The following is a 26,134-nucleotide window of genomic DNA, read 5'->3' on the forward strand; positions in this document are numbered from 1 at the left end:
CCGATAATTCTCCGACCCGAAAAGGTCAATCGATGAGCGACGTTTTGATAGTCGGCGGCGGCATCATGGGGCTCTGGGCCGCATTGACGGCTGGTCGGGCCGGCTTCGCAACTTGCCTGCTCGAACGCAAGAGCATGGGCGCTGGCGCAAGCGGTGGCCTGCTCGGCGCCCTGATGCCGCATATGCCCGACCGATGGAACGCAAAGAAACAGTTCCAGTTCGACGCGCTGGTTTCCCTCGAAGACGAAATCGCCGAATTGCAGGAAACGACGGGGCTCTCCGCGGGCTACCGGCGCTGCGGCCGGGTCATGCCGCTCGGCAAGCCGCATTTGAGAGAGATCGCGCTCGGTCACGAGCAGGACGCTGCGCGGCATTGGGTGTCAGGTGAGCGCCGGTTCCACTGGCACATCGGGGATGTGGACGCTGGCTGCGACTGGCCGGCGGCGGAGGCGGCGCCTTTCGGTCTCGTCCACGACACGCTCGCCGCGAGAGTGGCGCCGCGACGCCTCCTGCGGGCGCTCGAAACAGCGCTTACGCATTTGCCCCATGTTCGGATGGAACAGGGAGCCGAGATTGCATCGCTCGATCCTAGACGCGGGCGGCTCTCGCTCGCGGACGGCAGAGCGGTGTCCTTCGGCCATTGCATTCTCGCCGCCGGGGTTGAAAGCTTTGGCTTGATCGACCGCCTAGCGCTCTCGGCACAGGCGTCAAGCGGCAACGCAGTCAAGGGGCAGGCGGCATTGCTCAGCGCAGACGTCGACCCGGCCATGCCGATCATCTTCACCGATGGGCTCTACATCGTTCCGCATGAAGATGGTCATGTGGCGGTCGGCAGCACCAGCGAGAACCGGTTCGACGACCCGTTCTCGACCGATGCTCAATTGGATGCACTGATACGGCGCGCCAAAGCCTTGGCGCCCGCCTTGCGCGGCGCGCAGGTGATCGAGCGTTGGGCCGGGCTCCGCCCGAAAGCGACGGGACGTGAGCCGATGGTCGGTCGCCATCCGGATTACGACAATCTCTTCGTGCTGACCGGCGGCTTCAAGGTCAGCTTCGGTATGGCGCGTGTCCTGGCGCGCGTCGTGGTCGACGAGATGCTGGGGCGGCCGACCATCGATCTCCCCGAGTCGTTTACGTGCGCGCACCACATCGCAGCGCTGCGGCAGCTTGTGTAAGTCGAAGCCGAAGCTGCGCAACGCTCTTAGCCCATCGCCCGCCTTATGGTTTTTGATAGCGCAGTCAGGAACGCGGGACGGGAGGATGCAACGAGCTTCCAGGAGAGCACCGATGTCGCCGCTTGCCGCGGAAGCAGGCCGACTGCAAGGAACCAAAGCGCTTCGACAGCGCGCCTGCGGATCGAGTAATTCATGGCGAGGCTGGCGGTTGCACCGGCTGTCGCCAGACGCAGCCGAGAGTCGCCTCTGACCGGGTGCCGAGTCTGCTCGATGCACAAGGACGCAAGCCGCTCTTCAAGGTGGGTCGGGTCGTGCAATGCGATTCCGGGCGGCAATTGCGATCCGGCGGCCGCGGCCTGAGTGGAAAGAGCTTCAAGGCGGCAGAAATCATGTTGCACGCGCCAACGGGCACGTTCAGCCAGTTTTTCGGCGAAAAGCGAGTGATTGGAACCATGCATGCGGTATGCACCGAGACAGACGTCGGTGGCCTGAACCTGCCCATGCAGCGGCGCCACAGTTGCAAGATAGCCATCGGCTCCTTGCCTGAATTTCCCTTCGGGCATCGGCATGACCGCTTCCAGGGCAGAACGGGCAAAGGCAAGGCCGCTTGTCACCGTCGTCTGATAACGCCCGCGATGAAAGAGCTTTGGCGTCACGTCGCCCGTATCGAACGGCTGCTCCGGTGGCGGGAAGATATCCATGATCTTTTCTCGTTCATCAACGAGATGGAGCCTGAACTGAAATTGCGCGGTCGAAGCCTCCCAAGCGTTGACGACCTCCGACACGGCATTCGGGTAAAGATAATCGTCGGCATCCAGGAAGAACACGATGTCGCCAACGCTCGCGGCGAATCCGGTGTTAAAGGCGGCCGCATGTCCGCCGTTTGCGGCTCTGAGACAGGGATGGATCCTGCTGCCGTACGACCTGATGACATCGGGCGATTCATCCGACGAGGCATCGTCGACGACAATTACCTCCGTACGCGGATGATCCTGAGCCAGGGCACTGTCGACACAGCGCCTGAGAAAGCGCGAATAGTTATAGTTGGAGATGATGATTGATACAGAAGTTTGGTCCAGCAAAGCTTGCCCTCGCTCTGATCCCCGCTTTTCGCTTCGGTACTCATGCCTGAGTGTAAGCGGTCGGTCGCCGGCATCTCGCCTGGAGACTACAAGGCATTGGTCCGCCCACGGGCGGCCGGTGCCAACCTTCAAAGGAAACCGCGGGTGGATTTCCTTCGGGGCGGTGGTGCTATGAACGGCAGGCTGCTGCCTTGCACCATTTGCGCGATTTTCCCGCGCTTCAAAGTAAGCGCTGCTTTGCAGTAACTGCACTCAATGTGTTCACAATAGGGCCCCTCGCGCATCGGCGCCGGACACGAGTGCGGCTTGAGCGGGGTTTCGACGCCGCGTGTTCCGTTGTTCGTCTTGCCCCGCATAACAGGTGCCGCCGAACGCCGGCTTGTTTCCTCGGCCGCTTTTGAACGCCCGATTCGCGACCTCGTGCCGAACCTCCGACTTCGTCAATCTGTCACGCAAATCACCTAATAGGCGGGCCATCGACGGACTTTCGGAGCTTGCGCCATGCGTTACGCCATTTGTTTCACCCCGCCTATGGGGGACCCGCTGTCGGCCGTTGCCGCCAGTTGGCTCGGGCGTAACGTCTATTCGGATGAGCCGACGGAACTGCCTTCCGCCGCCGGATTGAGCGTCTCGGAGATCGCCTTCCATACGGCGGTGCCGCGCCGTTTCGGCTTTCACGCGGTGATCATGGCACCCTTCTGCCTCAACCCGGATACTGACGAAACCGAGTTGCTGAAGGCGCTGATGCACTTCGCCGGCGCCGAGGCGCCTTTCGAAATCGCGGGAATGGAGGTCGCACGCTTCAGCCAATGCTGGGGGCTGGTGCCGCAGGTGCCGAGCCAGGAGATGCACCTGCTCGCCGCCCGCGTCGTGCAGGCGTTCGACAGGTTCCGCGCGCCGATGAGCGAGGACGAGATCGAGCGGTGCGATCCGGATCGCCTGACGGCGCCGCAATTCACCAACCTTCATCGCTGGGGCGATCCCTATGTTATGGACGAGTATCGCTTTCATATGAAGCTGACCGGCGCCCTAAACCCGGAGACTGCCCGGCGCATGGAAGCGCCGCTCCGGGAGCTTTTCCAGCCGCATCTCGAAAGGCCGCTGGCGATCGGCAGTCTTGCCTTGTTCGTCGAGCAGGGTCCCGGCGCGCCGATGCGGGTCCATTCGCAACATCCGCTCGGCAAGGTCTCCGCGCGTTCGCGCGACGGCAGGGCGAAACGGCCGGTGGTGGAAAACCTGGCCGAAGGGCGCGCTGTCGCACCGATCCCCTTCATCATGGCCTCCTTGCTCGCGGGGCGCTAAGCGCCTCTCGCGGACGTTAAATTCATCTCGACAATCCGGTTCGCGGTGCTACCGTTCCGGAAAAGTCGAAGGGTGATTTGATGGTAGAAACTTCCTATTCGCGCGATCTTGTAGGCTACGGACGCACGCCGCCGCAGCCACGCTGGCCGGGCGATGCGCACATCGCCGTGCAGTTCGTCCTGAACTACGAGGAGGGCGGCGAAAGTTGCATTCTCGATGGCGATCCGGCCTCCGAATGTCTGCTGTCGGAGATTGTCGGAGCGCAACCCTGGCAAGGGCAGCGCAATCTCAACATGGAGTCGATCTATGAATATGGCTCCCGTGCCGGCTTCTGGCGGCTGTGGCGCATGTTCACGAGCCGCGGTGTGCCGCTCACTGTCTATGGCGTGACGCTTGCGATGGCGCGCAATCTGGAAGCGGTCGCGGCGATGAAGGAGGCGGGCTGGGAGATCGCCAGCCACGGCCTGCGCTGGCTCGAATACAAGGATTTCCCGGAAGAGGTGGAGCGCGAACATATCCGGGAGGTGGTCCGCCTGCACACGGAGCTAACCGGCGAGAGGCCGCTCGGCATCTATCAGGGCAAGCCGTCGGTCAACACATTGAAACTTGTGCTGGAGGAGGGTGGTTTTCTCTATTCCTGCGATTCCTATGCGGACGAGCTTCCCTATTGGGTTCCCGGATTGACCGCCGACAAGCCGCATCTCATCATTCCCTATACGCTCGACGCCAACGACATGCGCTTTGCGACCAATCAGGGGTTCAATTCCGGCGACCAGTTCTTCACCTATCTGAAGGACACATTCGACGTGCTCTATGCGGAGGGCAGGGAAGGCAGCCCGAAGATGATGAACATCGGCCTGCATTGCCGCCTCGTCGGCCGGCCCGGCCGCGCCGCGGCGCTCGCGCGCTTCATCGATTACGTGATGTCTCACGAGAAGGTCTGGCTGCCACGCCGCATCGACATCGCGCGTCACTGGTACGATCACCACAAGCCGGAAAGCCCACGCTGATGTCCGAAAGGGAGGCCTTCGTCAGCCGCTTCGGCGGTGTCTTCGAGCATTCGCCGTGGGTGGCGGAGCGTGCCTATGACCGCGCGGCCTCCGTCGGGTTGACGGCCGGCAATGTCCATTCGGCGCTGTGCAACGCATTCCGCGCGGCGTCTCCGGCTGAGCGCCTTGCGGTCTTGCGAGCCCACCCGGATCTTGCCGGCAAGCTCGCAATTGCCGGCAAGCTCACCGCCGATTCGCGGGCCGAGCAGGCCTCTGCCGGACTGGACCGGCTTTCACGCGAGGAGCATGCGCGGTTCACCGCGCTCAACAAGGCCTATACGAAGAAATTTGGCTTCCCCTTCATCATTGCGGTCAAGGGGCTGACGAAGGACGATATTCTCGCCGCCTTCGAAACGCGGATTGACAACTCGGCGGAAGAGGAATTTGAAATCGCCTGCGCGCAGGTCGAGCAGATCGCCCGGCTGCGGCTCAGATCCATGCTGCCCGGAGATGAAAATGCCTGAGCGTGCCGTTGCTGTCTTATCCGTCTGCGCGTGGGCGTCGTGCCACCCGCCCGTGCGCTTCGGAGCCGAAGCCTGATGCCGCGCCCGCTTTCGATCGAGCCCCTGACGAAACAGACTTTCGCCCCGTTCGGGAGCGTCATCGAAACCGATCCGGCCTCGATGCGCTACATCAATGGCGGCAACACCGAGCGGTTTCATGCCCTCGCGCGGGCCGAGGTGACGGGCGCCGGCGCCGGAGTGATCATCAACATCTTCCGCGGCCAGCCACGCGCCTTCCCCTATGCCGTCACGATGATGGAGCGCCACCCGCTCGGGAGCCAGAGCTTTTCGCCGCTTGATGATCGGCCCTGGCTCGCGGTGGTGGCGGAGGATGAAGGCGGGCGTCCAGGCCGACCGCGTGTTTTTCTGGCGAGCGGGCGACAGGGAGTCAACTACGCCCGCGACGTCTGGCATCATCCGCTGATGTCGGTCGGAGCGGCGAGTGATTTCATCGTCGTCGACCGCGAAGGCCCGGGCAACAATCTGGAAGAGTTCTTCTACGACGAGCCCTTCGTCATCCCCGATCCCTTCTGAAGGAACTGAAACGATGAGCAAGGCCGGGCGACTTACCACCCATGTGCTCGATACCGCGCTCGGCAAGCCGGCAGAGGGCCTCAGGATCGATCTCTATTGGCTGGAAGGCGAGGAGCGGCAACTGATCCGCACGGTCCACACGAACAGCGACGGGCGCGTCGACGGGCCGATGGTCGAGGGCATCGGCTTCATGCCGGGCAACTATGAACTGGTCTTCCACGCCGGCGACTATCTCAGGACAACCGGTGTCGTGCTTCCGAGACCGGCCTTCCTCGACCTCATCCCACTGCGTTTCGGGATCGCCGACCCCGAAAGCCACTATCATGTGCCGCTGCTGCTCTCGCCCTACGGCTATTCCACCTATCGCGGCAGCTGATTACCCTGCGAGAATGTCGCTGCTCACATCGGCGATGTTGCGCTTGCCGCAGAGGGCCATAGTGATGTCCATTTCCTTGCGGATGATGTCGAGCGCGAGTGTCACGCCCTCCTTGCCCATGGCGCCGAGGCCGTAAAGGAAGGGGCGACCGATAAAGGTGCCCTTCGCGCCGAGGGCAATGGCCTTCAACACATCCTGGCCGGAACGGATGCCGCCGTCGATATGGACTTCGATGTGATGCCCGACCGCATCGACGATACGCGGCAGCATGCTGATCGACGACGGCGCGCCGTCGAGCTGGCGGCCGCCGTGGTTCGAGACGACGATCGCGTCGGCGCCGGTCTTGGCGGCCATCTTCGCATCCTCGGGATCGAGGATCCCCTTGAGGATCAACGGTCCGCCCCAGCGCTCCTTGATCCACTCGACATCCTTCCAGGAGAGCTGCGGATCGAACTGCTCGTTGGTCCAGGCGCCCAGCGAGGAAAGATCGGTGACGCTTTTGGCGTGGCCGACTATGTTGCGGAAGGTGCGCCGATTGGTGCCGAGCATCTTCATGCACCAGCGCGGCCGCGTCGCCATCTGCCAGAGATGCTTAGGCGTCATCCGCGGCGGCGCGGAAAGGCCGTTGCGCAGGTCCTTGTGGCGCTGGCCGAGGATCTGCAGATCGAGTGTCAGGACCAGCGCCGAGCATTTGGCGGCCTTTGCACGGTCGATCAGGTTCAGCACGAATTCGCGCTCGCGCATCACGTAGAGTTGGAACCAGAAGGGCTTGGTCGTGACCGAGGCGACATCCTCGATGGAGCAGATGCTCATGGTCGAAAGCGTGAAGGGAATGCCATAGGCCTCCGCCGCCTGTGCGGCCAGCATCTCGCCGTCGGCGTGCTGCATGCCAGTGAGGCCGGTCGGTGCAAGCGCAACCGGCATCGACACCTTCTGGCCGATCATCGTCGTTTCCAGCGAGCGGTTGCTCATGTCGACCAGGACCCGCTGACGCAGTTTGATCTTCGAAAAATCCTCCTCGTTGGCGCGATAGGTTCCCTCCGTCCAGGCGCCGCTGTCGGCATAGTCGAAGAAGAGCTTCGGAACACGCCGCTTGGCGAGCGCCTTGAGGTCGCGGATTTCCAAGATTTGCGTCATAGGATCGGCCTTCATCGATGGATGACCACTGCATGTTTCCTTAAATCGGAACCGATTTAAGGTAAAAGATGCAGCAACTCAGAGTGCTACAGCGGCCATTATGCGTCTCGTAAGACGCACGGCGCTGCAGGAGCAATTATCATGTTTTGCAGAGGCTTGTAATAGCTGCCGAGAGGAAGAGGTCAAAAAAATTGACCTCTTCCTGAACGCTTTTCTTGCTCAGTTTGCGCCGAGCGACGACTTGGCCGGCTTGCCTGCAACATAGGTTTCGACGATCGCCCGATCATCCCCCATCGTCTGCAACAGGAAGAGTTCATCGGCCAGCGAATTGACCACTTCGGCACGCAGCGCCATGGCTGGAGTCGCCGCCATGTTCAGCACCGTCAGGTCGGCATCGGTGCCCGGCTCCAGCGTGCCGATGCGATCGACGAGCGACAGCGCCTCGGCATTGCCGCGGGTCATCATGTAGAAGCTGTCGAACGGGTTCAGCCGCTCTCCCTGCAACTGAAGGATCTTGTAGGCCTCGTCGAGCGTCTTCAGCATCGAGTAGCTGGTGCCGCCGCCGATATCGGAGGCGACCGAAACCCGCACCGGCTTCTGCCGGCGCATGAGCGCTCGCAGCGGGAAAAGTCCGGAACCGAGAAAGAGGTTCGACGTCGGGCAGAAGACCGCGACAGAGCCGGTCTCGCTCATGGCGTCGGCCTCGCGCTCGGAAAGATGGATGCAATGGCCGAAAAGGCTTTTCGGCCCGAGCAGGCCGTAGCGCGCATAGACGTCGGTATAATCCTTCGCCTCCGGATAGAGTTCGCAGGTGAAGGCAATCTCGTCGCGGTTTTCGGAGAGGTGAGTCTGGACATGCAGGTCGGGAAACTCCCGCACGAGCGACTTCGTGACTTCCATCTGCTCCGGCGTCGAGGTGATGGCAAAACGTGGGGTAATGGCGACGTGATTGCGGCCCCTGCCGTGCCAGTCGGCAATGACCGCCCGCGTCTCGTCATAGCTCATCTGAGGCGTGTCGAGCAGGCCCTGCGGAGCGTTGCGGTCCATCATTACTTTGCCGGCGACCATGCACATGTCGCGCTTCAGGCTTTCGGCGAAGAAGGCGTCGGCCGAGGCCTTGTGGACCGAGCAGTAGGCCGTCGCCGTCGTCGTCCCGTGGCGGACCATCTCGTCGAAGAAGTGAACGGCGATCCGTTCTGCATGCGCCGTTTCGACGAAGCGGCATTCCTCGGGAAAGGTGTAGGTGTTCAACCATTCGAGCAGGTTGGCCGCATAAGAGGCCATCACCTGCATCTGCGGAAAATGAAGATGCGTGTCGATGAAGCCCGGCATGATCAGATGCGGACGGTGGTCGATCTCGGTGACATCCTGTGGCGCGGCCGCCTTGACCGTTGAATAGGGACCGGCGGCCTTGATCATGCCGTTATCGAGGAGAAGGGCGCCGTCGCTCTCGTAAGCGTAGGCAGCAGTGTCGTCGATGCTCTGCGGCTCCCGATGAAAGCTCAAGAGGCGGCCGCGAATGAGGGTCGATGTCATCGTGTCTCCCCGACGGCGCTTTCGAACCAGGCTGTCACCAGCCGGCGTTCGTCCGCCGTCATGTCTGTTATGTTGCCGGGCGGCATTGCATGGCTGCGCCCCGCCTGGATATAGATTTCGCGCGCCAGGGCGGCAATCTCGGCGTCACTTTCGAGTATGACGCCCTTCGGCGCCCGGACAACGCCCTCATAGGCGGGTTCGGCCGCGTGGCACATACTGCAGCGGGTCGAGATCGCATCCTTCACCGCCGGAAAATGCGCGTTATCGGCGAAGCGTTTGAAGGCCGGCGCGGCCTCGGCCTGTGCTTCGCCTGTCAGCACCTTCGGCACTGTCGAGAGCCACATGATCAGGATGAAGAGGATCACCGTGACGATCCAGGTCCAGATCGGCTCGCCCTTGCGCGCATGGGTGGTGTTGAACCAGTGGCGGATCGTGACGCCCATCAGGAAGACGAGTGCGGCGATGACCCAGTTGAAAGCCGTCGCGAAGGCGAGAGGGTAGTGGTTCGACAGCATGAAGAAGATGACCGGCAGCGTCAGATAGTTGTTGTGGAGCGAACGCTGCTTGGCCTGTGCGCCGAGCTTCGGATCCGGCGTGCGGCCGGCGATCAGGTCGGCCACGACGATCTTCTGGTTGGGAATGATGATGAAAAAGACGTTGGCGGACATGATCGTCGCGGTGAACGCGCCAAGGTGCAGGAAGGCGGCGCGGCCGGTGAATACCTGCGTATAGCCCCAGGCCATGGCGACCAGCACGACGTACAGCAGCGCCATCAGCCCCCAAGTGTTCTTTCCGATCGGGGATTTGCAGAGAAGATCGTAAAGGACCCAGCCGACGCCGAGCGAGGCGAGCGAGATCACGATAGCCGTGGTCGCCGAGATATCCAGCACATGGCGGTCGATCAGGAAGAGATCGGCGCCCTCGTAATAGACGATGCAGAGCATGACGAAGCCGGAGAGCCACGTCATGTAGGATTCCCATTTGAACCAGGTAAGATGTTCGGGCATCGTCGTCGGTGCGACGAGGTATTTCTGGATATGGTAGAAGCCGCCGCCATGCACCTGCCATTCCTCGCCATAGGCGCCTGGTGGCAGGTGGTCGCGCTTCACGAGGCCAAGATCGAGCGCGATGAAATAGAAGGATGAGCCGATCCAGGCGATCGCCGTCACGACATGCAGCCAGCGGGCGGCGAAGGCCAGCCATTCCCAGGCAATGGCGAATTCGTACATTCAGGCCCCCTTTTTCTCTCCGTTGACGTACCTTGCGAAAAAAAGCGGAAACGGGGAAGGGGCGTTCTCGGCGATCCAGAGCCTTTGCGAAGGTCGACCCACCTTAATGCACGTCGTTCCACAAGTGTGCATTCCGAGAATGTACGAAAACAATGTCTCAACATCCGTGCGTGGATTCCTTGGCGCGCGGCAGGCTTTAGGCGCCGCCGTCCTGTTTGAACTCTGCGAGGATCCAGTCGCGAAAGTTGCGGATTTTTGTGACGTTGCGCCGCGCATGCGGGTAGACCAGCCAGTAGTCGTGACCATCGCTGCCGCGCAGATCGAAGGGTTGATAAAGCCGACCGAGCGCGACGTCATCGGTATAGAATTGCGGAGTCAGGATCGCCACGCCTTGCCCCGCAATTGCGGCGCCTGCTTCGAAGGCCTGAGCGCCAAGCCGCGTCGCAACCCGGCCCTCGAGATTCGGGTCGCGGACGCCGGCAGCGCGAAACCATAGCGGCCACCAACGGTCTTGAGGGTCGATGATGCGGAGCTTCAAGAGGTCGCGCGGTTCATTCACTCCACCGATCGTCGTAGCGAGCGCCGGACTGAGCATCGGTGTAAATTCCACTTTCATCAGTCGATGGCTGACGAGACCCGGCCATGCGCCCGTGCCAGACCGGATCGCCACGTCGACCGCCTCCTTGCTGAAATCGATCATCGCATCGTTCGCCGACAGGCGGACGGCAATGTTGGGATGGGCGAGTTGGAACGAGCCGATATGACGGGCGAGCCATTGCGACGCGAAGGTCGCGGTTGAACTGATCAGCAGGGCGGACGCTGCATCGCCACGCGCCGAGCCAACCGCCTCCTGCAGCATCTCGAACGCTTCCGTCACCTTCGGCGCCAGCCGGTGGCCAACTTCCGTCAGCATGATTTGCCTCGGGCGCCTCAGGAAAAGCGGTTCACCGATATTCTCCTCGATGAGCTTGATCTGATAGCTGACGGCCGTCTGGGTCATGCCAAGTTCCTCGCCCGCTTTGGTGAAGCTGCCGAGCCGCGCCGCGGCCTCAAAGACCCTTAGGGCGTTCAGCGGGAACTGCTTCGACATTTTCATGGATGAGTTCTCTTGATGCATACAGACGGATGTTCGATTGGAATTCGAGCATTTTTCCCGACATCCTGCAAGTCAAGTTCAGCAATTGCAACAGGTGCCACAATGACTTGCGATGCACTGGAAACTATTGATAGAAAAGCATTTCTTTCAATCGACCCGATTTTTCGACTAGCTTCTATCCTGTTTCGCCCGAATCCGAGACTGGACGTCAGGGCCTTGTCCGATCACATGAAAAGAGACATGGGTTTCATGGATTGGGGCACGCCCCGGCGGGACGACGAGATGCTCGGGTAAGGGGCGAGGTTGGATGCCCCTCATCCGGCCTGCCGGCCACCTTCTCCCCGCAAGCGGGCGAAGGGGACTCGCGGCGCCGCTCTCACCCCTCTCCCCGAGGGCTAGGGTGAGAGCAAAATGTGAGGGCGTGCCTCCACCCAAGCCGCGTCAAATCTGCCTTAGCCTTTCCACCGCCAACAAAATACGCTCGGGTGTCGCCGGGGTATCGAGACGGGGACATTCGCGATAGTCGGCGACGCTCGCGACCGCCATCGACAAGGCCTCCAATACAGAGATGGGCAGCATGAGGGGCGGCTCCCCCACAGCCTTCGATCGCCCGATGGTCTTTTCGGCATTCTCCGACCATTCGGCGAGACGGACGTTGAAGATCTTCGGCCGGTCCGAGGCGAGCGGGATCTTGTATGTCGAGGGCGCATGCGTCCTCAAACGCCCCTTTTCATCCCACCAGAGCTCCTCCGTCGTCAGCCAGCCCATGCCCTGGACGAAGCCGCCTTCGATCTGACCGAGGTCGATGGCCGGATTGAGCGAGCGGCCGACATCGTGCAGCACGTCGACCCGGTCGACGAGGTATTCGCCAGTCAGCGTGTCGATCGAGACCTCGGAGACGGCGGCGCCATAGGCGAAATAATAGAAGGGCGTGCCGCGTCCGGTGGCCCGATCCCAGTGGATCTTCGGCGTTTTGTAGAAGCCGGCGGCCGATAGCTGCACGCGCGCCGCATAGGCTTGCGCGACGAGCTCCGCGAAGGGCACGAGCTCGTCGCCGATCTTCACGTGGTTCGGCACGAAAGTGACGTTTTCGGCGGTCGTCTGCCAGCGCTCGGCAGCGAAGGCGACGAGCCGTTCCTTGATCTGACGGGCGGCGTCAAAGGCAGCCATGCCGTTGAGGTCGGAGCCGGAGGAAGCCGCGGTCGCCGAGGTGTTCGGCACCTTGCCGGTCGTGGTCGCGGTGATCTTCACTCGGTCGAGGTCGATCTGGAAGCTGTCGGCAAGCACCTGCGCCACCTTGGTGTAGAGCCCCTGGCCCATTTCCGTGCCGCCGTGATTGAGATGCACCGAGCCGTCCGTGTAGATGTGAACGAGCGCCCCCGCCTGATTGAGGTGGGAGAGCGTGAAGGAGATGCCGAATTTCACCGGCGTCAGCGCAATCCCCTTTCGGATCACCCGGCTCGATCTGTTGAAGTCGATGATCGCCGCCCGCCGCGCCTGGTAGTCGGCGCTCGCTTCCAGTTCGTCCACGATCTGCCGGATGATGTTGTCTTCGACCTTCTGATGGTAGGGCGTGACGTTGCGACCTGAATCCTTGTCGCCATAGAAGTTCAGCTTGCGGACTTCGAGCGGGTCCTTGCCGAGCGCATAGGCGATCTCCTCCATGATCCGTTCGCCGCCGAGCATGCCCTGCGGTCCCCCGAAGCCGCGATAGGCGGTATTGGAAACCGTATTGGTTTTCAGCGGCTGCGAGGCGAGCTTTACATGCGGGTAGAAATAGGCGTTGTCCGCATGGAAGAGGGCTCGATCGGTCACCGGTCCGGAAAGGTCCGCGGAATAGCCGCATCGCGCCGCATAGGTTGCGTCGACCGCCAGGATGTGTCCTGCTTCGTCGAAGCCGACGTCGTAATCGACGAGGAAGTCATGCCGCTTGCCCGTAGCGATCATGTCGTCGTCGCGATCCGGGCGGAATTTCACGGCACGGCGCAGCTTGCGCGCGGCGACTGCGGCAAGCGCAGCGAATTGGTTCCCTTGCGTTTCCTTGCCGCCGAAGCCGCCGCCCATGCGACGGACATGGACGGTGACGGCATTCGACGGGACGCCGAGGACATGCGCGACCATGCGCTGGATCTCGCTCGGATGCTGCGTCGAGGACCAGACCACCATCTCGTCATCCTCGCCCGGGATCGCCAAGGCGACGTGTCCTTCGAGATAGAAGTGCTCCTGGCCGCCGATGCGCATCCGGCCCTTCAGCCGCCGTGGCGCCCGTTGCAACTCTCCTTGGGCATCGCCTCGCTGAAGCGTCAGCGGCGGGGTGACGAGTTCGCCTCCTCCGGCTATCGCATCGGCCACATCGATCATGTGGGGCAGGTCGCGATAGGTGATCTTCGCAAGCCGTGCGGCACGGCGGGCAACGTCGCGTGTTTCGGCGATAACCGCGAAGGCCGGCTGACCATGGAATTGTACGCGACCGTCGGCGAGCACCGGTTCGTCATGCAGGTGCGTGGGGCTGATATCGTTCGAATGCGGCATGTCCTTTGCGGTCAGCACGCAGACGACGCCCGGTACGGCGGCAACGGCCGAGAGATACATCTCCAGGATTTCGGCGTGCGGCCGATCGGTGAGGCCCAGCGCGCCGTGCAGCGTGCCGGCGGGTTCGGGTATGTCGTCGATATAGTCCGCGGTTCCGGCCACGTGCTTGTGGGCGCTGTCGTGGCGCATCCGAGTGTGCATCGGGCCAGCAATGGTGGTCTGCGCTTCGAAGGTGGACTTATCCATCTTGTCGATTCCTTTCGAAGAAGGCGCCCCTCGTCCGGCCTGCCGGCCACCTTCTCCCCGTTCTGACGGGGAGAAGGGACGTTGCCGCGCCACTTCTGTTCCGTCTCCCTGCCTGCGGCGAGAGGGGGAGGGTGAGGGGCGATCTCACAGCCCAGACTTCGAACGCCGCGCTCATGCCACCTCCTCGAACCGCTGGAGTTGAACGGTCTCGCCCGTGCTCTCCAGGAAAAAGCGCATCAGCAGGTTCTTTGCCGCCAGCATGCGGTAGGCGCTCGTGGCGCGCCAGTCGGTGATCGGTTGGTAGTCGCTCTCGAGAGCCGCCTGCGCGGCACGAACGGTCTCCTCACTCCAGGGTTGGCCGATAAGGGCAACTTCCACGGACTTCGCCCGCTTCGGCGTGGCGGCCATGCCGCCGAAGGCGATGAGCGCGGTCTTGACGCAATTGTTTTCGTCAAACGCCAGACGGAAAGCACCGAGAAGGGCGGATATATCCTCGTCGCGGCGCTTGGAAACCTTGTAGGCGGCGAAACGATCGCCTTCGGGCAACGTGGGAACGAAGATGCTTTCGACGAATTCCCCCGGCTTGCGATCCTGCTTGCCGTAGGCGATGAAAAAGTCCTCGAGCGGCAGCGTGCGCGTGCCGTTCTTCGATCGCAGGGTGACCGATGCGCCGAGGACGATCAGCGGCGGCGGGCTGTCGCCGATCGGCGAGCCATTGGCGATGTTGCCGCCGATCGTGCCCATGTTGCGGACCTGTTCGCCGCCGATGCGATCGATGAGCTGGCCGAAGGCTGGGTAGGCGGCGGAGAGGGCATCGAACGCGTCGGTGTAGCTGACGCCGGCGCCGATCGTCAGGCCCGCTTCCGTGCTGTCGATCCGTTGCAGGTCGGCGATGCCGTTGATGAACACCGCCGGAGTGAGCGGCCGCATCTGTTTCGTCACCCAAAGACCGACATCGGTTGCGCCTGCAACGATTGTCGCTGTCGGATGTTCGTCGAGCACCGTTGCGAGTGCCGTCGCGTCCCCGGGCACGATCAGACAGTCCTCGCCCTTGCGGATCACGATCGTTTCCGCGGAGCGGAGCGCTTTCAGCCGTGCGGTGACCGCTTCCCGCGTACGAGTGATCGGATCGAAGATCGCTGAGGGGCGTTCGCGCGCTGCCGCCTCTGCCGCCCGCACGATCGGCTCATAGCCGGTGCAGCGACAGAGATTGCCTTGCAGCGTCTTCTCGATCGCGGCCCGGCTCGGATTGTCATTCGTCAGCCACAGGCCATAGAGCGACATGACGAAGCCCGGCGTGCAGAAGCCGCATTGCGAACCGTGGAAATCGACCATCGCCTGCTGCACCGGATGGAGCGTGCCGTCTTTGGCCGCGAGATGCTCGACGGTGACGACATGCGTCGCGTTCAGCGAACCGACAAAGCGGATGCAGGCGTTGACGCTTTCGTAGACGAGCCTTTCGACGTTCTCGCCATCGTTCGAAAGACGGCCGACCAGAACCGTGCAGGCGCCGCAATCGCCTTCGGCACAGCCCTCCTTGGTTCCAGTCAGCCGGCGCTCCAGCCTCAGATAGTCGAGCAAGGTTGCGGTCGGCGTGACGTCCGAAAGGGCGACGTCGGTGTCGTTCAGGATGAAGCGGATGCTGTCGGATGCCTGTGCCATGCCAATCATTCCGTGGCTGCTGCATGTTCCCATAATCGTAGCCGATATATGGATAAAAACATGCAGCAATTCAAAGTGCTACAGCGTGCTCTTGCGCATTTGATTAGACGCGCGCGCTCTATTGCGCGGTCCAGCCGCCATCCATCGAGACATGCGTGCCGGTGATCTGCGCAGCGTCATCGCTCGCAAGATAGAGCGCCAGCGATGCCACTTGCTCGACCGTTATGAATTTCTTGGTCGGCTGGCCCTTGAGCATCACGTCGTTCACCACCTGCGCCTCCGTGATGCCGCGCGTCCTCGCCTGGTCCGGAATCTGCTTCTCGACAAGCGGCGTCAGTACGTAGCCGGGGCAGATCGAGTTCGCGGTAATGCCGTTTTCCGCGACCTCCAGCGCAACCGTCTTCGTGAGGCCCATGATACCATGCTTGGCCGCGACATAGGCGGACTTGAACGGCGAGGCGACGAGCCCATGGGCGGAGGCGATATTGATGATACGCCCCCAGCCTTTCGCCTTCATGCCCGGGAGCGCGGCACGAATCGTGTGGAAGGAGGAGGAGAGATTGACGGCGATGATCCGATCCCATTGTTCGACCGGAAAGTCTTCGACCTTTTCGACGTGTTGCACGCCGGCATTGTTGACGAGGATATCGACGCCGCCGAAGCGTGCCGCCGCGGTCGTCATCAGATCGGCGATCTCGTCCGGTTTGGTCATGTCAGCCGGATGGTAGATGACCGCGCCGCTTCCGAGACCGGCGACCTCGTCCGTCACCGCCCTGATCTCGTCCGGCGCACCGAAGCCATTCAGCACGATATTGGCGCCGGTCTTCGCGAAAGTCTTGGCAATCGCCAGCCCGATGCCGCTCGTCGAACCCGTTATGACCGCAGTTTTCGTCATTCTCGTTCTCTCCCTCGCGATGCCGACCGATCCTCATCGGTTCGAGCGGTTGCGGGCGAAGGCCGCCGCGCCTTTCCTCGTTCCGCCCTCGGCCCGGTTTTGCAATGCAACAGCGTCAACCTACGCGGAAAAATATGGGAGTGACAATTGTGTTTTTCAGATTGCCGACGCAGATTTGGCACCGTTCGCAGGGGCGATGAAGTTGCGTTTCGTTTTCGTTTGACATTCGTTTTTTCATTGTATTGAAGTTTTGCGAATGTCGGCGTTGAGGAAGGCGCGACGTCGAAGCAAGCCGGGGAGGGGCGCATGGGCGAATATATTCTCGCGATCGATCAGGGCACGACATCGAGCCGGGCGATCGTTTTCGACCGCAAGCAGAAGGTCGCCGGCGTCGGCCAGAAGGAATTCAAGCAACATTTTCCGAAGTCGGGCTGGGTCGAGCACGATCCGGAGGAGATCTGGGAAACGGTTCTCTTCACCGTCAAGGAAGCAATCGGGAAGGCCGGCATCTCGGCAAGCGACATCGCGGCGATCGGCATTACGAACCAGCGCGAGACGGTGGTCGTCTGGGAGCGGGAGACGGGCAAGCCGATCCACAATGCGATCGTCTGGCAGGATCGCCGCACGGCGCCTTTTTGTGAAAAGCTGAAGAAGCAGGGACTCGAAAAGACCTTTGCGAAGAAGACCGGTCTTCTGCTCGATCCCTATTTCTCAGGCACGAAGCTCAACTGGCTGCTCTCGAACGTGAAGGGGGCGCCGGCGCGTGCGGCGAAGGGCGAGCTTTGCTTCGGCACGATCGACACCTTCCTCATCTGGCGGCTTACCGCAGGCAAGTCCTTCGCCACGGACGCGACCAACGCATCGCGCACCCTCCTCTACAACATCTCCGACAACGCCTGGGACGACGAGCTGCTCGATATTCTGCGCGTTCCGCGGGCGATGCTGCCGGAGGTCAAGGATTGCGCCGCCGATTTCGGCGTCACCGACGCTTCGCTCTTCGGAGCGGCGATCCCAATTCTCGGCGTTGCCGGCGACCAGCAGGCGGCGACGATCGGTCAGGCGTGCTTCACGCCCGGCATGCTGAAATCGACCTACGGCACCGGCTGCTTCGCGCTGCTCAACACCGGCAAGGACATCGTCCGCTCGAAGAACCGCCTGCTCACCACCATCGCCTATCGCCTCAATGGTGAGACCACTTACGCGCTAGAGGGTTCGATCTTCGTTGCCGGCGCGGCCGTGCAATGGCTGCGCGATGGCCTCAAGGTGATCAAGGCGGCCCCGGACACCGGCACCCTTGCCGAGAGCGCCGATCCCTCGCAGGACGTCTATCTCGTTCCGGCCTTTACCGGCCTCGGCGCGCCGCACTGGGATCCGGACGCGCGCGGCGCGATCTTCGGCATGACCCGGAACACGGGACCGGCGGAATTTGCCCGGGCGGCGCTCGAAGCCGTCTGCTACCAGACCCGCGATCTGCTCGAGGCCATGCACAAGGACTGGCGTAACGGCGGCAAGGACACGGTGCTGCGGGTCGACGGAGGCATGGTCGCGTCCGACTGGACGATGCAGCGCCTCTCCGATCTGCTCGACGCGCCGGTAGACCGCCCCGTCATTCTCGAGACGACGGCGCTCGGCGTCGCCTGGCTCGCCGGAAGCCGCGCCGGCATCTGGCCAAGCCAGGAGGAATTCGCGAGGTCCTGGGCGCGCGACAGGCGTTTCGAGCCGAAGATGGACGAGGCGACACGCAAGGGGAAGCTCAAGGGCTGGCGCAGCGCGGTCAAGAGGACGCTGATCGCGGCTTAGATGGCAGCGTTTCGCCTGTGCTTTTGCCGGGCTCGTTTACAAAAACGCGTAACGCAGACATCTGCGGATAGCGGCAATGAAGCGCTGCTGCCGAGCATCGATGATTCGATGCATCTCCCATGGGGTATGGGAATTTCAAGAATGCCTTTGATGCTGCTTGCGCAATCCGAACTCCCCGGCATTGTGCGAAAAGGCCCCTGCGCGAGGTCTCGGTGACGCCGGCCCGTAGACGGCCGCTCGCTCTATCGAACATCGTCACGCCGGCGCCGGTTGGGACTTGACTCACGTATAGCTCGGTGGCTATATGTCGACCAATAGCCAACAGGGTACTGATCCCAAATGTCGAACGCTCACGATGTGCTCTTCAGAACGCTTGCCGATCCGACTCGGCGGGCCCTGTTCGAGCGATTGTGCCGTGAGGGGGAAAGGACAGTCGGCGCTCTGACGGCGCGTGCCGGGGTCTCGCAACCGGTCGTCTCGAAGCATCTCGGGGTCCTGAAGCAAGCCGGGTTGGTGCGCGACCGCCACGAAGGTCGCCACACGTACTACAGCGCCCAACTCGGCGCACTCGCCCCTCTGGTCGATTGGACAAGCCAGATGGCCGGCTTCTGGCAAAGCCGTTTTGACGACCTCGAGAACCTACTGAGAAGGATGGACCAATGAACGAAACGTCGCCCGAAACGCGCTCTGTCGTGGTCGAACGCGAGATCCCCCAGGCGCCGGAGAAGATCTGGCGCGCGCTCACCCAGCCACACCTGGTCGAGGAGTGGCTGATGAAGAACGATTTGAAACCCGTTGTGGGTCACCGTTTCAATCTTCGCGGGGACTGGGGCGGAGTATTGGATTGCGAGGTTCTGGCCGTCGAGCCGAACAAAAAGCTGACCTACACCTGGAACTTCGCCCATGAGGATCCGGCCTACGATCTGAAGAGTGTGGTGACGTTTACTCTCGAGCCAACGAACACGGGCACCATGCTGCGCATGGAGCAGTCGGGCTTCCGGCCCGAACAGCGGCAGGCCTACGGAGGCGCCAGCGCGGGATGGCAGAAGTTCTTTGCAAATCTGGAGCAGGTCTTGGCGAGGATGGATTGAAGTCTGCCGCCACCGTCCGAAGGGGGCCAAGCGAGGCCCGATTCACTGCGCTTCATGCTAATGGGAGGTCTCAATGAACTGGAATATCTGGGTTCGGCAAATCCACCGCTGGTTGTCCATCGCCTTCACGGTGACCGTGATCGCCAACTTCGTCGCCATGGGACTGGGTGAGCCTCCTGCCTGGGTGGTCTATTCGCCACTTCTCCCGCTCTTCCTGCTGCTGTTCACCGGCCTCTACATGTTCATGTTGCCGTATGTTCCGAAGAGGCGTGGCGGTCGGCCTACTGCCGCGATGAAGTGAACACTCCCTTTGGAAACGGTGCGTTTCCCCAACGCGCATTTGCGGCTCGATGTGATGCCAACTATTTCTCTGCAAACAGCAACAGGAAGGCATCATGGAACTCGGGCTTTACACATTCGCGGACGTCGATCCCAATGCGATCGACAAGGGTGCCGAAGGACGGAGACGCCTCGCCAACCTCCTTGAAGAGATTGAGCTTGCCGACCAGGTAGGGCTCGATGTCTTCGGGCTTGGCGAGCATCACCGGCCGGACTATGCGGCCTCCGCGCCGGCGGTCATCCTGGCAGCCGCTGCGTCCCGCACAGCCAAGATCCGGTTGAGCAGCGCGGTAACGGTGTTGAGCTCGGACGATCCGGTACGGGTCTTCCAGCAGTTTTCAACACTCGACCTTCTCTCCAACGGCCGCGCCGAGATCATGGCGGGCCGAGGCTCCTTCATCGAGTCCTTCCCGCTCTTTGGCCAGTCGCTCGACGACTATGACCAGCTCTTCTCCGAAAAGCTGGATTTGCTGCTGGCGATCCGGGAGACCGAGAAAGTCACCTGGTCGGGCGAGTTGCGTCCGCCGATCAACGACCGTGGGGTCTATCCGCGTCCGCTGCAGGATCCGCTGCCGCTCTGGATCGCGGTCGGCGGCACGCCGCAGTCGGTCGCGCGGGCGGGCGCGCTCGGCTTGCCGATGGCGCTTGCGATCATCGGCGGCGAGCCCCGCCGTTTCGCGCCGCTCTTCGATCTTTATCGCGAGGCGGCGCGCCGCGCCGGTCAAGACGTCGCGACGCTGAAGACAAGCATCAATGTTCACGGTTTCATCGCCGACACGACGGAGAAGGCGGCTGACCAGTTCTACGGACCGCAGGCGGAGGTGATGAACCGCATCGGCCGTGAACGCGGCTGGGGACCGACGAACCGCGCCCACTTCGACCAGGCGCGCGGCCCGACCGGCAATCTCTTCCTCGGCGATCCCGAAACCGTGGCCGAGAAGATCGTCGCGCACCAGAAGCTGTTCCGCAACGACCGCTTCCTGCTGCAGATGGCAATCGGTCCGATGCCGCATGACCAGATCATGCGCGGCATCGAGCTTTATGGAACCAGGGTGGCGCCGCTGGTCAGGAAGGCGTTGGCCGAGGAAGGCGGGCGGTCTCAACCAGCGAGCGCGTGAGTGCGCACCGCCGGTGCTGGAATATTCGGCTTCGACACGCTACATCTGCGCGCGAAAGCGAGACACCATGACCCTCAACAATGATGAAGACCTGCTCCGGTTGAAAGAGATCGGCCGCATCTGCGCCAACGCGCTCCAGGCAATGGGCGAGGCGCTCGAACCCGGCATCACGACGGCCGAACTCGATGCGATCGGCCGCAAGGTTCTGGAGGATGCCGGCGCGCGCTCGGCGCCGGAGCTCTGCTACCGCTTTCCCGGCGCGACCTGCATCAGCGTCAACGAGGAGATCGCCCATGGCATTCCGGGTGCGCGCGCGATCCGCGCCGGCGATCTCGTCAACATCGATGTTTCGGCCGAGAAGGATGGCATCTTCGCCGATACCGGCGCTTCCTTTCCGGTGCCGCCGGTGACCGCAGCAGTCGACAGGCTTTGCCGCGATGGCAGGCGCGCCATGTGGGTCGGATTGAAGCAGGTACGCCCGGGTCAATCCTTAGCGGCGATCGGCAATGCCATCGGCGAATTCGCCCGCAGGAACCGCTATTCACTCGTGACCAACCTTGCGAGCCACGGCATCGGCCGTTCGCTGCATGAGGAGCCGGGCGAGATCGCCACCTGGCCGGATCCGTCCGAGCGCCGGCACATGACCGATGGCATGGTTTTCACCGTGGAGCCGTTCTTGTCGATGGGCGCTCACTGGGCGGAAGGCGGAGACGATGACTGGACACTCTACAGCGAGCCGCGCGCCCCGACGGTGCAGTATGAACATACCGTCGTCGTCACGCGCGGCGGGCCGCTGGTCGTGACTTTGCCGGGCTGACGCTCGCTCGATCCCGTGGATCGTTCGATTCCTTCAATAGGACGTTCAATTATAGTCATTTGTCGTCTTCTTGCTGCGGTGCAATAAGAAGGTCATGAGCACGCTCCACAGATTGCCGGACCGCGACGACGTCCCTTCGAAGCAAACCGGTGCCGGTCTTCATGACGTGAAGCACCGCGGGGGCGAAGTGCCGACGTCTTCCATCGCGTATCCAGCCCCAAGCGGCAACCTGGTGGCAACGGCGGTTGCCGGCGCCATTGCCATGGCGGTTGCCATGGGATTCGGCCGGTTTTCATACACGCCGATCCTGCCGGCGATGATGGCGGATGCGGGGCTCTCGCCGCGGGACGCTGGGCTGATTGCATCGGCGAACTTCGTCGGCTATCTCGCCGGCGCCGTGCTTGCCGCCTATGGCTGGGCTCATGGCCGCGAACGGCGGTTCGGCCTCGCCGCGCTCGTGGCGACGACACTGTTGCTCGCCGCCATGGGGCTGACGTCGTCGGTGCTCGCCTACTCTGTCATTCGTTTCCTCGCGGGCCTCGCCAGCGCCTTTGCGATGATCTTCATTTCGGGAATCGTCCTGGGCGAGGGACTGCGCGCCAGATCGGAGCACGTGCCGTCGGTGCATTTCGGTGGCGTCGGCCTCGGCATCGCTCTTTCCTCGATCTGTGTCTGGGCCGCGCCGCTTGCGGCCACCGGCTTCTCCACGTCGCAAGCGGACTGGTTCACCGGTGCGCTCGTCGCGCTCGTGGGCACGGTCGTCGTGGCTGCGCTGCTGCCGCGCGGTCATCTTGCTGCGGGCGGGGGTGAACGCGAAGGGCCGCTGACGTGGACGCGGCCGCTGACGGTCATGACGCTTACCTACGGCTTCTTCGGCTTCGGCTATGTGATCACCGCAACGTTTCTCGTCGCCATGGCGCGCGAAGCCAGCGGCGGCCACAGCGTCGAATTTCTTGCCTGGCTGCTGACGGGCGCAAGCGCCGCGGTCTCGGTATATCTCTGGCGTTTTGCCGTGCCGCGTTTCGGGTTGGCGGGCGTCTACGCCATCGGCCTGCTGGTGGAGGCCGCCGGGCTGGTTCTGACCGTCTCGTTGCCCTTGCCCTTCGCGCCGCTCGTGGGCGGCCTGATGCTCGGCGCCACTTTCATGATGATCACGGCTTACGGCCTGCAGATCGGCCGGCGCCTTGCGCCGGAAAGCCCGCGCCGGGCGCTTGCCCTGATGACTGCAGCCTTCGGCATCGGCCAGATCATCGGGCCACTTGTCGCCGGCTGGCTTGCCGAACGGACCGGCAATTTTACCTTGCCGACGCTGGTCGCGTCCGTGGTGCTGTTTTGCTGCGGAACCGTAGTGGTTCTTGAACTTCGCAAGATCAGCACGGCCCTGGAACGCTGATATTCGCCGCCGTTCGGTTGAATTTGCGGAAAATTGTGAACAAGCGCAGCTTCATGAAATAACAGTAACATTCACATTACCTAATTGTTGCTCAAGGCAATTTGCCCTAGTTTCGGCACATCAGGGGGCAAGTCATTGTCCCTCCTCAGAAGCGAGAGTGCCGCACCTTGTTCCAATCCTTTTTCCCCAAGCCGAAGCAATTCTTCATTTCCGTCACCGTATGGTCGCTGCTAGCCATTGCCTTCTGGTATAGCTGGGGCGAAAGCATGGGAGCAGCTTTTGGGCTCCCGCCGTTGGCGATTGACGCGCCGCCCATTGTCGGCATTTCCGCGTTCTGGTCGCCGGCGTTCCTGTGGTTTTACATCTACTTTGCTGTGGTCGTCGGGCTTTTCACCGCGTTCTGGTACGTCTATTCGCCGCATCGTTGGCAGACCTGGTCTATCCTGGGGTCGGCTCTGATCCTTTTCGTCACCTATTTCCAGGTTCAGGTGAGTGTCGCGATCAACAACTGGTACGGCCCCTTCTGGGACCTGGTGCAGGCAGCGGTCTCAAGGTCAGCCGTTGTGACGGCCGAGCAGTTCTACGGCGAGATTGCCACCTTCCTGGCGATTGCGATGGTGGCTGTCGCTGTTGCGGTCATGACGCGCTTCTTCGTCAGCCATTACATCTTCCGCTGGCGCACCGCGATGAACGAATATTACATGGACAACTGGGGCAGACTTCGCCATATCGAGGGCGCCTCGCAGCGCGTCCAGGAAGACACGATGCGTTTCTCGACCACAGTCGAGGGGCTCGGCGTCAGCCTGATCGACAGCGTCATGACGCTGATCGCTTTCACGCCGGTGCTGATCCGACTGTCGGCCAACGTCACGGAGCTTCCGATCGTCGGCATCATTCCCTATCCGCTGGTAACGGCGGCCGTGCTCTGGTCGCTGTTCGGCACGGTGTTCTTGGCTCTCGTCGGTATCAAGTTGCCGGGGCTTGAGTTCCGCAATCAGCGCGTGGAGGCCGCCTATCGCAAGGAACTCGTCTACGGCGAGGATCACGCCGACCGCGCCCAGCCGCCGACGGTCGCCGATCTCTTCGACAATGTCCGCCGGAACTACTTCCGGCTTTACTTCCACTATCTCTATTTCAATATCGCCCGCATCTTCTACCTGCAGATCAACAACATCTTTTCGTTGCTGATCCTGGCTCCGTCGATTATCGCCGGCAAGATTTCCCTCGGCGCCCTGAACCAGATTTCCGGTGCATTCGGCCAGGTAACCTCTTCGTTCCAGTATCTCGTCAACTCGTGGCCGACGATTGTCGAACTGCTGTCGATCTACAAGCGCTTGCGCGCCTTCGAAGCGATCCTCGACGAGGAGCCGCTGCCGGAGATCGATCAGCAGTTCATCGAGGTCGGCGGCAAGGAAGAACTGGCGCTCTGAAGGACGGCAATCAGAAGGCGGAGCGATCCGCCTTCTTTTTTGCGTCCTCGACAAGAGGAAGCGCCTCCGCGTAGCTGACGCAGGCGACATCCGGCTTGCCGCACGTCTCGGTCAGGAAGCGGTCGAGCGCGCGCCAATAGGCGCCGCCATTCATCTCGACGAAATGGAAGCCGAGCTGAAGCGGAACGCGGCCGCCGTCATATTCCTTGCGGAAGGCATGGCGGTAGGCCGCAAGCGTACGTTCTTCGAAGACCGCGCTGTTCTTCTTGTTTTCGACGCCCATCGAATGACGGACGAAGAGATTGTAGTCCATGCCGATCACCGGCCGATGCGACGGGCCTTCGGGAATGAGAGGCAGGCCGAAACGCGGTAAGCCCTCCTGCGCCGACGGCCAGCCGGGCCCTTTGGTGACGAGGCTTGCGTCATAGGTGAAGCCGAACGCCTTCAGCGCCGGCAGCAGGCCATCACTCAACGAAAGGTAGGGCGCGCGGAAGCCCTTGATATCGTTTCGCGCAAACTCCGCCCAGCCTTGCGGCTCGGCTTCCGCCTTGCCGGCCTTCTTCCAGGCGTCGGCCACTGCCTCGCGGAACGCGGTGAATTCCCGCTGCCAATCGGCCTCGCTCCAGCTCTTCCCGTCGAAATGGCCGCAAGCGTGGCTGCCGATATCGTGTCCTTCGAGCCGCGCATGCCAGATATGGCCGGCGCGAATAGCGATCTCCTCGCGGCTTTGCGCAAAGCCGACATTGGAGCGTCCCGCCTTCTGCCCCGGCGCCCTGTAAATCTCTTTTCCGTCCGCCTTCGTCATCAGGAAGGTGCAGGAAAGGAAATAGGTGAAATGGGCGCCGGTGCGCTTGGCCAGGGCGAGGCTCTTCTCCCAGAGCGCGTTGTCATGCGCGCCGTCGAACGAGACGATCACGAGTTGCTTGTTCGCTGGTGCCGCTGCCTCGGGCGTCGGAGGCGGGGCGGCTGTTGCGAGGGCGGGAAAGAGACAAAGGGAGAGCGTAAGGGCGTTGCGGGTCATTCCGGGGCATCTTGGGAGAATCAGAAAAGGATTTGTTCGCGTCGTCCTTCTTCAACAATGCGGCAATCCTTTGATCCATCTGGCAATTCGCGATCGATACCGCTATGCCTTGGTAAACAAATGTATAATTGCGGCGGGTGAAACATGGCGCTTCTGGTTCTGAGCATTGTGATCTTTATGGGTATCCACCTCGTTCGAAGCTTCGCGCCCCGCGTGCGCGCGGCGGTGGTTGAGCGAAGCGGTATCGGAACCCGGCACGCGATCCACGCCATTGCTGCGATCGTCGGCCTCGGTCTTATCGCCGTCGGATTCGACCAGGCGCGCGCGACGACCGGTGTCCTCTACACGCCGCCGGTCTTCCTTTCCCATATCGCCCTGACACTGATGCTGATCGCATGCATCTCCCTGGCCACCGCCTTCCTGCCGCCCGGCAAGATCCGCGTCGTAACCAAGCACCCGGCCATTCTGGCCATCAAGATCTGGGCGCTTGCCCATCTGCTTGCCAACGGCGAGACCTCCTCGGTCCTGCTCTTCGGCGCCTTCCTGGCCTGGGGCGTCATTCTCCGGATATCGATGAAGAAGCGCTGGCGGGCCAGCGAGATCAGCTATCCGACCTTTGTTTCCTATCGCTACGATGTCGGCGCGATCCTCATCGGCGCGGTGCTCTTCGTTGCAATTGTCTGGAAACTGCACGAACTGGTGATCGGCGTAGCACCCATCGCCATCGGCTAAATGATCTTCTCCCCCTTACAAGCGGCGCAAAATCGGGTA

General features: G+C 62.2%; 24 protein-coding genes. 15 read left to right on the forward strand and 9 right to left on the reverse strand.

Features of this window, described 5'->3' with window-relative positions:
• Window positions 1-32 precede the first annotated feature (32 nt).
• A complete protein-coding gene (locus tag QN219_RS08160; protein WP_283999099.1) occupies window positions 33-1,175 on the forward strand; it encodes an FAD-binding oxidoreductase in 1,143 nt (380 codons plus the stop codon).
• Between the two features lie 26 nt (window positions 1,176-1,201).
• Here QN219_RS08160 and QN219_RS08165 read toward each other — a convergent pair whose 3' ends face one another.
• Window positions 1,202-2,257, reverse strand: a complete 1,056-nt coding sequence (locus tag QN219_RS08165) for a glycosyltransferase family 2 protein (RefSeq protein WP_283999100.1) — start codon at window positions 2,255-2,257, stop codon at window positions 1,202-1,204.
• 501 nt (window positions 2,258-2,758) lie between these two features.
• On the opposite strand from QN219_RS08165, the gene QN219_RS08170 reads away from it, so the two are divergent.
• From QN219_RS08170 to uraH, 5 genes are all read left to right on the forward strand, one after another.
• Window positions 2,759-3,559: a DUF1045 domain-containing protein gene (locus QN219_RS08170; protein WP_283999101.1), complete on the forward strand. Its 801-nt coding sequence runs from the start codon at window positions 2,759-2,761 to the stop codon at window positions 3,557-3,559.
• Between the two features lie 80 nt (window positions 3,560-3,639).
• Window positions 3,640-4,569, forward strand: coding sequence for an allantoinase PuuE (puuE, locus tag QN219_RS08175; RefSeq protein WP_283999102.1), 930 nt, complete (start codon window positions 3,640-3,642; stop codon window positions 4,567-4,569).
• Window positions 4,569-5,072, forward strand: a complete 504-nt coding sequence (gene uraD / locus QN219_RS08180; protein WP_283999103.1) for a 2-oxo-4-hydroxy-4-carboxy-5-ureidoimidazoline decarboxylase — start codon at window positions 4,569-4,571, stop codon at window positions 5,070-5,072. Before puuE ends, uraD begins: the two co-directional genes overlap by 1 nt.
• A gap of 75 nt (window positions 5,073-5,147) precedes the next feature.
• Entirely contained in the window at window positions 5,148-5,645 is a 498-nt protein-coding gene (locus QN219_RS08185; RefSeq protein ID WP_283999104.1) for an ureidoglycolate lyase, read from the forward strand.
• A 13-nt stretch (window positions 5,646-5,658) separates the two neighbouring features.
• A complete protein-coding gene (gene uraH / locus QN219_RS08190; RefSeq protein ID WP_283999105.1) occupies window positions 5,659-6,021 on the forward strand; it encodes a hydroxyisourate hydrolase in 363 nt (120 codons plus the stop codon).
• Here uraH and QN219_RS08195 read toward each other — a convergent pair whose 3' ends face one another.
• The 7 genes from QN219_RS08195 to QN219_RS08225 all read right to left on the reverse strand — a co-directional run bounded on the left by QN219_RS08195 (window position 6,022) and on the right by QN219_RS08225 (window position 16,354).
• A complete protein-coding gene (locus QN219_RS08195) occupies window positions 6,022-7,158 on the reverse strand; it encodes an alpha-hydroxy acid oxidase (protein WP_283999106.1) in 1,137 nt (378 codons plus the stop codon).
• Between the two features lie 219 nt (window positions 7,159-7,377).
• Entirely contained in the window at window positions 7,378-8,694 is a 1,317-nt protein-coding gene (gene guaD / locus QN219_RS08200; RefSeq protein WP_283999107.1) for a guanine deaminase, read from the reverse strand.
• Entirely contained in the window at window positions 8,691-9,923 is a 1,233-nt protein-coding gene (locus QN219_RS08205; RefSeq protein ID WP_283999108.1) for a urate hydroxylase PuuD, read from the reverse strand. The genes guaD and QN219_RS08205 overlap by 4 nt, the downstream gene beginning before the upstream one ends.
• A 196-nt stretch (window positions 9,924-10,119) precedes the next feature.
• Window positions 10,120-11,019: a LysR substrate-binding domain-containing protein gene (locus QN219_RS08210; protein WP_283999110.1), complete on the reverse strand. Its 900-nt coding sequence runs from the start codon at window positions 11,017-11,019 to the stop codon at window positions 10,120-10,122.
• A gap of 441 nt (window positions 11,020-11,460) precedes the next feature.
• Window positions 11,461-13,797 (reverse strand): xanthine dehydrogenase molybdopterin binding subunit, encoded by a 2,337-nt coding sequence (xdhB, locus tag QN219_RS08215; RefSeq protein ID WP_283999111.1) that lies wholly within the window; start codon window positions 13,795-13,797, stop codon window positions 11,461-11,463.
• A 171-nt stretch (window positions 13,798-13,968) separates the two neighbouring features.
• Window positions 13,969-15,459, reverse strand: a complete 1,491-nt coding sequence (gene xdhA, locus QN219_RS08220) for a xanthine dehydrogenase small subunit (protein WP_283999112.1) — start codon at window positions 15,457-15,459, stop codon at window positions 13,969-13,971.
• A 118-nt stretch (window positions 15,460-15,577) separates the two neighbouring features.
• Window positions 15,578-16,354, reverse strand: a complete 777-nt coding sequence (locus QN219_RS08225) for a 3-hydroxybutyrate dehydrogenase (protein WP_283999114.1) — start codon at window positions 16,352-16,354, stop codon at window positions 15,578-15,580.
• A gap of 306 nt (window positions 16,355-16,660) precedes the next feature.
• On the opposite strand from QN219_RS08225, the gene glpK reads away from it, so the two are divergent.
• The 8 genes from glpK to sbmA all read left to right on the forward strand — a co-directional run bounded on the left by glpK (window position 16,661) and on the right by sbmA (window position 24,342).
• Window positions 16,661-18,154, forward strand: a complete 1,494-nt coding sequence (gene glpK / locus QN219_RS08230) for a glycerol kinase GlpK (protein WP_283999115.1) — start codon at window positions 16,661-16,663, stop codon at window positions 18,152-18,154.
• Between the two features lie 339 nt (window positions 18,155-18,493).
• Window positions 18,494-18,817: a metalloregulator ArsR/SmtB family transcription factor gene (locus QN219_RS08235; RefSeq protein ID WP_283999116.1), complete on the forward strand. Its 324-nt coding sequence runs from the start codon at window positions 18,494-18,496 to the stop codon at window positions 18,815-18,817.
• Window positions 18,814-19,245, forward strand: a complete 432-nt coding sequence (locus tag QN219_RS08240) for an SRPBCC domain-containing protein (RefSeq protein WP_283999117.1) — start codon at window positions 18,814-18,816, stop codon at window positions 19,243-19,245. Before QN219_RS08235 ends, QN219_RS08240 begins: the two co-directional genes overlap by 4 nt.
• A gap of 73 nt (window positions 19,246-19,318) precedes the next feature.
• Entirely contained in the window at window positions 19,319-19,546 is a 228-nt protein-coding gene (locus tag QN219_RS08245; RefSeq protein ID WP_283999118.1) for a hypothetical protein, read from the forward strand.
• A gap of 94 nt (window positions 19,547-19,640) precedes the next feature.
• Window positions 19,641-20,702, forward strand: a complete 1,062-nt coding sequence (locus tag QN219_RS08250; protein ID WP_283999119.1) for an LLM class flavin-dependent oxidoreductase — start codon at window positions 19,641-19,643, stop codon at window positions 20,700-20,702.
• 67 nt (window positions 20,703-20,769) lie between these two features.
• Window positions 20,770-21,519 (forward strand): type I methionyl aminopeptidase, encoded by a 750-nt coding sequence (gene map / locus QN219_RS08255; protein WP_283999120.1) that lies wholly within the window; start codon window positions 20,770-20,772, stop codon window positions 21,517-21,519.
• A 262-nt stretch (window positions 21,520-21,781) separates the two neighbouring features.
• On the forward strand, window positions 21,782-22,912 hold the full coding sequence (locus QN219_RS08260; protein ID WP_405052123.1) for an MFS transporter: 1,131 nt from the start codon (window positions 21,782-21,784) through the stop codon (window positions 22,910-22,912).
• A 167-nt stretch (window positions 22,913-23,079) separates the two neighbouring features.
• Window positions 23,080-24,342 carry a peptide antibiotic transporter SbmA gene (gene sbmA / locus QN219_RS08265; protein WP_283999122.1) on the forward strand — a complete coding sequence of 421 codons (1,263 nt, stop codon included), beginning with the start codon at window positions 23,080-23,082 and terminating at the stop codon, window positions 24,340-24,342.
• Between the two features lie 10 nt (window positions 24,343-24,352).
• Here sbmA and QN219_RS08270 read toward each other — a convergent pair whose 3' ends face one another.
• Entirely contained in the window at window positions 24,353-25,363 is a 1,011-nt protein-coding gene (locus tag QN219_RS08270; RefSeq protein ID WP_283999123.1) for a polysaccharide deacetylase, read from the reverse strand.
• Between the two features lie 144 nt (window positions 25,364-25,507).
• On the opposite strand from QN219_RS08270, the gene QN219_RS08275 reads away from it, so the two are divergent.
• The gene (locus QN219_RS08275; protein WP_283999125.1) at window positions 25,508-26,095 is read left to right on the forward strand and encodes an NnrU family protein; all 588 of its coding nucleotides are present in this window, start codon (window positions 25,508-25,510) and stop codon (window positions 26,093-26,095) included.
• The last annotated feature ends 39 nt before the right edge of the window (window positions 26,096-26,134 follow it).

Source organism: Sinorhizobium sp. 8-89, assembly GCF_030124325.1.
In the GTDB taxonomy this organism is placed as follows: domain Bacteria; phylum Pseudomonadota; class Alphaproteobacteria; order Rhizobiales; family Rhizobiaceae; genus Sinorhizobium.

Coding starts and splice junctions, on each gene's coding strand:
- QN219_RS08160 (WP_283999099.1), top strand. CDS start 33: ATGAGCGACGTTTTGATAGTCGGCGGCGGCATCATGGGGCTCTGGGCC.
- QN219_RS08170 (WP_283999101.1), top strand. CDS start 2,759: ATGCGTTACGCCATTTGTTTCACCCCGCCTATGGGGGACCCGCTGTCG.
- puuE (WP_283999102.1), top strand. CDS start 3,640: ATGGTAGAAACTTCCTATTCGCGCGATCTTGTAGGCTACGGACGCACG.
- uraD (WP_283999103.1), top strand. CDS start 4,569: ATGTCCGAAAGGGAGGCCTTCGTCAGCCGCTTCGGCGGTGTCTTCGAG.
- QN219_RS08185 (WP_283999104.1), top strand. CDS start 5,148: ATGCCGCGCCCGCTTTCGATCGAGCCCCTGACGAAACAGACTTTCGCC.
- uraH (WP_283999105.1), top strand. CDS start 5,659: ATGAGCAAGGCCGGGCGACTTACCACCCATGTGCTCGATACCGCGCTC.
- QN219_RS08195 (WP_283999106.1), bottom strand. CDS start 7,158: ATGACGCAAATCTTGGAAATCCGCGACCTCAAGGCGCTCGCCAAGCGG.
- guaD (WP_283999107.1), bottom strand. CDS start 8,694: ATGACATCGACCCTCATTCGCGGCCGCCTCTTGAGCTTTCATCGGGAG.
- QN219_RS08205 (WP_283999108.1), bottom strand. CDS start 9,923: ATGTACGAATTCGCCATTGCCTGGGAATGGCTGGCCTTCGCCGCCCGC.
- QN219_RS08210 (WP_283999110.1), bottom strand. CDS start 11,019: ATGAAAATGTCGAAGCAGTTCCCGCTGAACGCCCTAAGGGTCTTTGAG.
- xdhB (WP_283999111.1), bottom strand. CDS start 13,797: ATGGATAAGTCCACCTTCGAAGCGCAGACCACCATTGCTGGCCCGATG.
- xdhA (WP_283999112.1), bottom strand. CDS start 15,459: ATGGCACAGGCATCCGACAGCATCCGCTTCATCCTGAACGACACCGAC.
- QN219_RS08225 (WP_283999114.1), bottom strand. CDS start 16,354: ATGACGAAAACTGCGGTCATAACGGGTTCGACGAGCGGCATCGGGCTG.
- glpK (WP_283999115.1), top strand. CDS start 16,661: ATGGGCGAATATATTCTCGCGATCGATCAGGGCACGACATCGAGCCGG.
- QN219_RS08235 (WP_283999116.1), top strand. CDS start 18,494: ATGTCGAACGCTCACGATGTGCTCTTCAGAACGCTTGCCGATCCGACT.
- QN219_RS08240 (WP_283999117.1), top strand. CDS start 18,814: ATGAACGAAACGTCGCCCGAAACGCGCTCTGTCGTGGTCGAACGCGAG.
- QN219_RS08245 (WP_283999118.1), top strand. CDS start 19,319: ATGAACTGGAATATCTGGGTTCGGCAAATCCACCGCTGGTTGTCCATC.
- QN219_RS08250 (WP_283999119.1), top strand. CDS start 19,641: ATGGAACTCGGGCTTTACACATTCGCGGACGTCGATCCCAATGCGATC.
- map (WP_283999120.1), top strand. CDS start 20,770: ATGACCCTCAACAATGATGAAGACCTGCTCCGGTTGAAAGAGATCGGC.
- QN219_RS08260 (WP_405052123.1), top strand. CDS start 21,782: ATGGCGGTTGCCATGGGATTCGGCCGGTTTTCATACACGCCGATCCTG.
- QN219_RS08270 (WP_283999123.1), bottom strand. CDS start 25,363: ATGACCCGCAACGCCCTTACGCTCTCCCTTTGTCTCTTTCCCGCCCTC.
- QN219_RS08275 (WP_283999125.1), top strand. CDS start 25,508: ATGGCGCTTCTGGTTCTGAGCATTGTGATCTTTATGGGTATCCACCTC.